Here is an 8,751-nt window from a genome sequence, read left to right as displayed (position 1 = left end):
CTGTCAAGCTAACCCACTGATACCACTCACCTTGGTTTCGGATCAGACACTCAGATAACCGCAAATGGGTCTTGCCGCCGCAAAGCGTCCCGCGGAGACCGCAGCAGCTGCGGCCGTTTCCGAGGTTTTCGTACGATGGACACGCCGTGTCTGCACTGGCCCCGAAGACACCGCGCACAGCCTATTTATATTAAGAGCGTTAGCTATTTCGACAGCGCAGGAATTAGTGACAGATAATAGGTGATCGCCGGCCGCAGGTTGAACAACGGGGTGCGCTCGTTGAGCCCATGGCTGAAATCTTCCGACGCCTTGATGAACACCGGGCTCGCGCCATAACTCGGCACATGATGATAGCGGAACCACATGCTATCGCTGGCCCCGGAGGATTGGGTTGGGAAGACCGGGACGCCCGGATAGACCTGATGGATGGCCGTCTCGACCGCGGCCGTAAAGTCGGACCTGAGCGGCGAGGCGTCGTTCGGTACCGAGCCTTCGGTGACGTCCGCAAACGCGATTGCGGGATCGGCGGCGGCGGCTTGAAGCTCAGCTATGATCGCGGACGGCGCGTGGCCCGGAAAGATCCGGCAGTTGATGTTGGCGGTCGCCCGCTGCGGCAAGGCATTCTCTGCATGGCCACCGCTGATCAGGGTGACGACGCAGGTCGTGCCGATCTTGCCGACGGTCGCCGGATTCGCGGTAAGCGTCGCGATGGCCTTTGCGTCGGCTGGGTCGGCTACGAAGGCGCGCAGCGCAGCGCTTGTTTGCGGATCCTCGAACCGCGCCTCCTGCGCGAGCGAAATCCGCGTTAGCGGGCTGAGCTCCGGCTTGAAGGGATGCGCCTTGATCCGCAGCAATGCGGCCGCCAGTTCGTCGATCGCGTTGACCGCGCGTGGTTCGGAGGAGTGACCGCCTGGGTTGGTGACGGTCAGCCGGAAGTCGGCATAGGTCTTCTCGGCCCCCGACCAGGTGAAGAAAGCGGGTTTACCCGTCGCTTCGTCCAATTGCCCGCCGCCGCCGTCGATGTTCAGCACGAGGTCGGCATCGGCCAGCTTGCCCGCGATGATCGCTCCGGTCTTCATCGCCGTCTCCTCGTCCCCCGAAAATTCGATGACGATATCGCGCCGCGGCTTGTACCCCTCTCGCCTGAGCTCGATCAGCGAGGCAATGGCGAGCGTCCCGTCCAGCTTCATATCGGTGGCGCCGCGGCCAAACAGATAGCCATTCTCGACCACCGGGGTGAAGGGATCGCGTTGCCAATCGGCCGGCTTGGCTTCGACGACGTCCATATGACCGGAGATTACCAGCGGCTTGAGCGACGGATCACTGCCGCGCCAGCGCGCGATCAGATAGGCGGTGTCGTCGACCGGCGTGATGGTTACGTCGGCATCGGAAAAGTCGCCGGCGACGAGCGCGGACTTGTAGAGGGCGGCGACCTGCGGCGTCTGATTGCCCGGCCCGCGAACAGATCGCAGCGCGATAGCCTGTTTTGCGAGATCGAGGGCCTGTGTTTCGGCCCGAGGGTGCGCGACCATCTCTGCCTGTGCTCCCGCCGTGGACGCGATTGTCAACGCCATTGCCATCGCGACGTGCATCAAACAATCTCCTTGCTGCATGTAACGGCGTAGAGCGCAATTTGCGCTATAGTCCAATCATTGCACGTCGATCCTTTCGAGACGATCCGGGTAGCGTGGCGCCCGACGAAATGGCGTAGCGCTTGTGCGGCGACCCATCGGACCGTTAGATCGCCCGCACCGAGGTGCCCGTTGGCGAGTCTCGCATCGCTGGAGTATGATGATGAAGCGCCTCGCTTTCTTGCTGACCTGCAGCACCCTGTCTGGCACCCCGGCGCTGGCCGCTGACAATCCCTTTGCCCAGCCCAGTACACTGCCCTTCCAAGCGCCGCCTTTCGACCGGATTACCGATGCGGATTACCAGCCGGGCTTCGATCAAGGTATGGCACAGCAGCTCGATGAAATGCGCGTGATCGCCGACACTGCTGCCGCACCGACTTTCGACAACACCATCGTTGGGATGGAGCGCTCGGGCATGATGCTGCGACGCGTATCGGCGGCGTTTGGCGCGGTCAATCAGGCCGACACCAATCCCGCGCGCCAGGCGGTGCAGAAGGCCGAGGCCACCAAGCTCGCTGCCCATAATGACGCGATTTATCTCGACGCGAAGCTTTTCGCGCGCGTCCACACCTTGTACCAGAACCGTGCGCGCCTCGGCCTTAATCCCGATCAGCTCCAGGCGCTGACGATCACGTACCAGCGCTTTATCCGTGCCGGCGCGCAACTGTCGGATGCCGAGAAGGCGAAGCTGCGCGACCTGAACGCGCAGCTTTCGACGCTGCAGACCGCGTTTGTCCAAAAGCTCCTCGCGGGCACCAAGGCGGGTGCGCTCGTCGTCGATGCCCCGAAGGCACTCGATGGTCTGAGCGAGGGTGGGATCGCCGCCGCGGCGCAGGCGGCGAAGGCGCGCGGGCTCGACGGCAAATGGGTAGTGCCGCTCCAGAACACGACGCAACAGCCGGCGCTTCAGTCGCTGTCCGATCGAGCAGTCCGGGAGCAGTTGTTCCAGCAGAGCTGGACGCGCAGCGAGAAGGGCGATGCCAACGACACGCGCGATATCGCCGCGAGCATTGCGCAGCTTCGCGCCCGGAAGGCGGCTTTGCTCGGCTTCCATGACTGGGCGAGCTACGTGCTCGAGGACCAGATGGCCAAGACGCCGCAGACCGCGGAGGTGTTCATGGCGAAGCTTATCCCGGCGACCACCGCACAGCAACACAAGGAGGCTGCGGAGATCGACGCGGTGATCAAGCAGCAGGGCGGCAACTTCACGGTGAAGCCTTGGGATTGGGATCGCTACGCAGAACAGGTTCGCAAGGCCAGGTTCGACCTCGACGAGAACGAGGTGAAGCCCTATTTCGAGATCGACGCGGTGCTGCAGAAGGGCGTGTTCTTCGCCGCCAACCAGCTTTACGGCCTGACCTTCAAGGAACGCCACGACATTCCGGTCTATAATCCGGACGTGCGCGTCTTCGAGGTCTTCGACCACGACGGCAAGCATCTGGCGCTCTGGTATTGCGACTATTTCAAGCGCGACAACAAGCAGGGCGGCGCCTGGAACAGCAGCTTCGTGAATGAGTCTGGTTTGCTTGGCACGAGCGCGGTGATCTACAATGTCGCCAACCTGCCCAAGCCCGCCCCGGGGCAACCCGCGCTCATAAGCTTCGACGACGTGACGACGATGTTTCACGAATTCGGCCATGCGCTACACGGCTTCTTCGGCCAGCTGGCTTACCCCTCGCTCGGCGCCTCGGCGCGCGACTTCGTGGAATTTCCATCGCAGTTCAACGAGCATTGGGCGCTCGATCCCAAGGTGTTCGCGAACTACGCGGTGAACTATAAAACAGGTGCACCGATGCCGCCGGCGCTCGTCGACAAGATCAAGCAGGCGGCCAAATTCAACCAGGGCTATGCGCTGGGCGAGCTTATTGCCGCGGCCGAACTCGACATGCAGTGGCATGCGCTGCCGGCTTCCGCGCCGAAGCAGGACGTCGACCTGTTCGAGGCCGCAGCATTGGCGAAAACGGGCCTCGATGTGACCGATGTGCCGCCGCGTTATCGCAGCAGCTATTTTCAGCACATCTGGTCGGGCGGCTATGCCGCCGGTTACTACGGCTATCTTTGGACGCAGATGCTCGAGAATGATGCGTTTGCGTGGTTCACAGCGCATGGCGGGCTGACGCGCGCCAATGGCGATCGTTTCCGCGCGCTCGTGCTGTCTCGCGGGCACGCGGAGGATTACGATACGATTTTCCGCAGCTTTTACGGCAAGGATCCTGATATCGGCCCAATGCTCCAGGATCGCGGGCTCATGCCGACGTCGAAGTGAATAGCCGTCACAGGACAAGCCTAAGAGCTTATCAAGCGACGGATCCAACCTGACGGCTGACCTTTCCGATAACCTGAATGGAGGTCGGGTTCCGGGAAGCCGTTCGCTGCCATTGAGTGTCTCTATGTGGGTCTTCGCCGCGGCCGAGCGGAGGCGGCTGTCGACCAGTTCTAGCCATTCTGCCCACAGCGCTTGAAGGTCAGCTAATGCCCGATCCGGTCGTTCGCACGCCGTGGTGGTGTGCGGATGGCAAAGCGACTAAATGTAAACCTGCACAGCATCCTTGGCAAAAGCCGCCGTCCGTTCATTCGTACCGCGGCGGAAGTGAGACGCAAATATCACAAGTGATGTCAGGCACACGGTCGGCGGCGCGGCGCAGTTTAAAGGTGGGAGTCGAACCAATTCAGAACGCGTCGCTGCACGTCCTCCTGGTGCGCCGGTTCGTGGAACCAGTGCGGCTCGCGCGGATAACGGATCATCTCGGCCTCCTTGCCGAGCATCTTGAGGCCGCGATAGAATTCGAGGCCCAGCGTCGGGGGCACCCGCGGATCCTGCTCGCCGTGCAGCACGAGCACCGGCGTCGTGACACCAGCGTCGAGCGCGCGCACCGAACTGGTCCGGTCGAGATCGGCGAGATGATCCTCGACCGCCCCGAAATAGCCGAGCGGGAAGTCGGGCGTGTCGGTGATCCGTGCCATCGCGGTCATGTCGGTCGGCCCGGCGCCGACCACCGCCGCCTTGAATCGGTGGTCGTGCGTCACCGCCCAGGCGGCGAGGAACCCGCCATAGCTCCAGCCGCCGATGCCAAGCCGCGCGGGGTCGGCAATCTTCTTTGCGACCAGCATGTCGATCCCGTCGACGACATCCTGATAGTCCATCCCGCCCCAGTCGTGGCCGACGGCACGCGCGAAGGCGGTGCCCTGACCGTCCGAGCCTCGTGGATTGGGGAGGAAGACGACATAGCCGTGCGTCGCCAGCATCTGTGCCCATTCGTGCCAGCTGCCAAGCCAGCCCGACCACCATGCCCATTCGGGACCACCATGGCCCTGCACGACCATCTTGGTCGGCGTGCCGGGCACGTAGCCCGGCGGCGTCACCAGCACGCCGTAGACGGTCTGGCCGTCCCTGCTGTTCTTCCAGGCGACTTGCTCGACCTTGCCGAGCGTCCAGCCGGCGACCTGCGGATTGATCCGCGTCACCGCCTTCGCCGTGTTCCCGGTTACCGTCCACACGTCGGCCGGACGATCCGGACTGGAGAGCGCGACCGCCAGATGCTTGCCGTCGTGGCTGGCGGTCACGTTCGACGCCTCGCCGTCGAGCGCGACGATCGGCGTCACGCGGCCGTCATGCGGATCGATGCGCACCAGTTTTGAGCGGGTCTGCTCGAACGACAGGGCGAGGATCGAGCGGCTGTTCGGCGCCCAGGCGGCCTGGGTAAGTTCGCCGGGATAGGTGTCTGCGAGCTTGGTTATGCGGCCCGTCGCGATGTCGATCGTCCGCACGCCGATGCCGATGAAGCCCGGCGTCAGTATCTCGGTGACGAGCAGCGAGCGACCGTCGGGCGACCATTTCGGACTGCCCGCGACATGATCGTACAGCGGCGCGCCCAGCGTGCCGGTGGCAGCGTCGAGAAGCTCGAGCTTGGCATGAGAGAAGGAGTCGTTGATGCGGGTGCTGTCGGTGACGGTGACCGCCAACCGCTTGCCGTCGGGCGACCAGTCCATCGCGCCGATGTTGACGCCATCGGACGAGATCCGGCGCGCGCTGTGGTTGGCGAGATCGAGGATCCACAGCCGCGTGAAATGGAGCGGTTTGTCGACCTCGACCCAGTCGCGCTTGGCAGCCTTGTCGGCCTTCTCCTTCGCGGTCGGCGGATCCGCGCTGAGAAAGGCGATGCGCGTGCCGTCGGGCGACCAGGCGATGTCGCCGACGTCTCCGGGCAGCGCCGTCAGCGGGATCGCCTCGCCGCCGGCGACGGACATCAGCCAGACCTGACGCGAGGGTTCGCCGGCGGCTTCGGTCTCGGCCGGTGGCGTTGCCTCGCTCGGTTTGCCGGGCTGCGAGGCGGTATCCGCCTTGAACTCGAAGCCGGTGTCGGCGCCGCCCGACAGCGGGTTCTTGCGGTTGGAGAGGAAGGCGATCCACTGACCGTCTGGCGACCAGCGCGGATTGTCGTCGGCACCCGCGCTGACGATGAACCGGCGCGCCGGCGCATGGCCGTCGGACGGCACCGACCAGATCGTCGAATGTTCGGGCGCGAAGGTCGAGATCTGCTGCTGAACGGTGAACAGGATCGTCTTGCCGTCGGGCGACATCTCTGCTTCGCGCATGTCATGCAGCTTCATGATGTCGGCGGGCGCGATCGGCCCGCCGAGATCGGCACTCGGTGCGACAGGTGTTTCCGGCTGCGGCGCCGCCGCGATGATGATCGTGGCGGCGGCCGCGAGCAGGAAAGCCTTCATCAGATGCTCCAATCGACCCGCAGACCGAAGGTGCGCGGCCGGATGATCGAATAGGCCGGCGTCGTCTGGGCTGAGAAGGGCCCGCTCAAGATGCCATATTTGTTGGTCAGATTGTCGATGAAGCCGGTGAGGCGGAGATGCTCGCGCGGCGTGACAGACACGCGGGCGTCGAAGATGTTGTACCGGCCGCGGTAGAAAGGCGTGTCGAGCGACGTGTAGAAGGCGACGGGCGCCTGCGACAGATAACGATGCGCCAGCTGCAGAGTCGGCTTGAGCGGCAGGTTGTCGAGCGAATAATCGATATTGTTCGAGATCGACCATTTCGACGAGCCGGGCAGGGTGGTGCCGGGGTAATAGCCGACGCCGTTGGCGGCGAAGGCATAAGGCAGGATCGAGGTCAGCTTGGCATCTTCATAGGTGATGCTGGTGCTGAGCGAGAGCTGCCGCGTCGGCCGGATCGTCGCCGCGATCTCGACGCCGGTGACGTCGGCCGAGCCCGCATTCTCGACATAGGAATAATATTCCGGTGCCGGGCCGAACTCGCGCGCCTGGATGTTCTTCCACACCATGTCGAAGATGTCGGCATCGAGGGTCAGGGCGCCGTTCCACAGCGTCGTCTTCACCCCGACCTCGTAATTGTCGACGCGGTCGCTCTTATAGCTGTTCTGGATGCTGGGCAGCAGGCCGGCATTGGGGTTGATGCCACCGACGCGGTAGCCGCGCGAATAGGTGAAATAGGCGAGCATGTGGCTGTTCGGCCGCACCGAAATCGTCGCCTTCGGCGTGAAGCCGCTTTCCTTCTGATTGACGTGGCCGGCAAGATCGACCGTGCTGCCACTCACATAGCCTGCGAGGTTGTCGACATCGCCCTCAGCGCGCGTCCGGTAATAGCGGCCGCCGGCGGTGAGTTCGAGCCCCTGCACCGGCTTCCACGTCGCTTCGCCGAAGACGCCGAAGTCGGTGTTCAGCGTGTTGGTCAGATAGCCGTAAATGCGGTTATTGGGTGCGAGCACATTGCTCGAATAAGCGAAGTCGCCCGGATTGGCGCTGATGAAGGCATCGGCGCCCGGGGCGTACATCTGGTCGAAGGAATATTTGGTCGAGCGGATGTAGCTGCTGCCGACCAGCCAGCGGAACGGCCCGTCATTGTCCTTGGAGGCGAGCCGCGCCTCGATCGTCTTGATGTTGGCGTGCGCATGGGTGTCGTCGAACGCAACATTGGGGCCGGCGACGACGCCGGTGACATAGCCATAGGGATCGGTGAAGCGCGTGAAGTTGGTCTTCTTGTCGACCGAACCCAGCACGCTCAGCGTCGCAAAATCCGAGACGTCCTGGTCGAGCCGCAGGCTGTTGAGGAAGAAGCTCGTATTCTGCGGCTCCTCGATGCCGGTCGAGCGCTGATAGGTGCGGTCGTAGGAAATATAGGTCTGATCGTCGAGCTTGGTGTCCTGATAGGCGCCGAGATAAGTGATCTTGGTGCCCTCGAACGGCGTGAAGACGACCGAGCCGCGGACCGCGCGCGTGCGGAAGTCGTTCGTCGCCTTCTTCTCCGGCGTCAGGCCGACATTGTCGATATAGCCCGCGTCGAAACGCTGCAGCGCCATCACGCGCACCGCAAGCTTGTCTTGGATGATCGGGATGTTGACCATCGCCTTGCCGGCATAGTTGAGCTGCCCGCTGGCATTCTTGGTCGAGCCGACCAGGCCTTCGCCGGCGAGATCGAATTTGGAGGCGTCCGCGGTCTTGGCGACGTAGTTGATCAAGCCGCCCAGCGCCGAGGAACCGAATAACGTCCCCTGCGGCCCGCGCAGCACCTCGACGCGATCGAGATCGAAGGTGTCGATGTCGGGAATCGCGATCGGGAAATTGGGCTCCTCGATGTCGAACTCGTTGAGATAATAGCCGACGGTGGTCTGGCCCTGCTCGTGATAGGTGGTCGCGCCGATGCCGCGGATCACGACCTCGGAAACGCCCGGCTGATAGTCGTTGAACACCACACCGGGCAGGCGGGTGATGTAATCCTCCAGGCTGTTCGCGTTCATCCGGGCCAACTGATCGCCCGAGACGGCGCTGATCGGCGCGGCGATCTGCATGATGCTCTCGTTGCGCTTGGTCGCGGTGACGACAATGTCGGCCTGGCCGCCGGCCGGAACGACGGCATCGGAATGGGTCGTATCCTGCGCCACGGCCGAACTGGCGAGCCCGATTGCAAGCGCGCCGGTAGCAGCGGCTGCAATCAGCCCATGTCGCGAAATACGCATCGATCAATTTCCCCAAACATCCGCCCGCAGCCCCGCGCCGCGTGCCGTATGGTCCTCCCCGCGCACGGCCGGGTCGCGTCGTGCACGTCCGGTCCGCCTAGCCGGCCGCTCGTGCGGCCGTGTCGGACAGG

General features: G+C 63.7%; 4 protein-coding genes. 1 reads left to right on the top strand and 3 read right to left on the bottom strand.

Going from position 1 to position 8,751, the window contains the following annotated elements; all coding sequences use genetic code 11:
* Positions 1 to 203: 203 nt before the first annotated feature.
* On the bottom strand, positions 204 to 1,592 hold the full coding sequence (locus tag Q0326_RS00150) for a M20/M25/M40 family metallo-hydrolase (protein WP_298685747.1): 1,389 nt from the start codon (positions 1,590 to 1,592) through the stop codon (positions 204 to 206).
* A 202-nt stretch (positions 1,593 to 1,794) separates the two neighbouring features.
* Between Q0326_RS00150 and Q0326_RS00145 the strand changes: the two genes are divergently transcribed.
* Positions 1,795 to 3,897 (top strand): M3 family metallopeptidase, encoded by a 2,103-nt coding sequence (locus Q0326_RS00145; protein ID WP_298685744.1) that lies wholly within the window; start codon positions 1,795 to 1,797, stop codon positions 3,895 to 3,897.
* 380 nt (positions 3,898 to 4,277) lie between these two features.
* On the opposite strand, the gene Q0326_RS00140 is transcribed toward Q0326_RS00145, so the two are convergent.
* Together Q0326_RS00140 and Q0326_RS00135 are read right to left on the bottom strand one after the other, a co-directional pair.
* Positions 4,278 to 6,359 carry a S9 family peptidase gene (locus Q0326_RS00140; RefSeq protein WP_298685742.1) on the bottom strand — a complete coding sequence of 694 codons (2,082 nt, stop codon included), beginning with the start codon at positions 6,357 to 6,359 and terminating at the stop codon, positions 4,278 to 4,280.
* Positions 6,359 to 8,620, bottom strand: a complete 2,262-nt coding sequence (locus Q0326_RS00135) for a TonB-dependent receptor (protein WP_298685738.1) — start codon at positions 8,618 to 8,620, stop codon at positions 6,359 to 6,361. Before Q0326_RS00135 ends, Q0326_RS00140 begins: the two co-directional genes overlap by 1 nt.
* Positions 8,621 to 8,751 lie beyond the last annotated feature (131 nt).

This window comes from uncultured Sphingomonas sp., assembly GCF_937859915.1.
GTDB lineage: Bacteria > Pseudomonadota > Alphaproteobacteria > Sphingomonadales > Sphingomonadaceae > Solisphingomonas.
The sequence above is the reverse complement of the archived record's forward strand: the minus strand, read 5'-3'. Positions and strand labels throughout refer to the sequence as shown.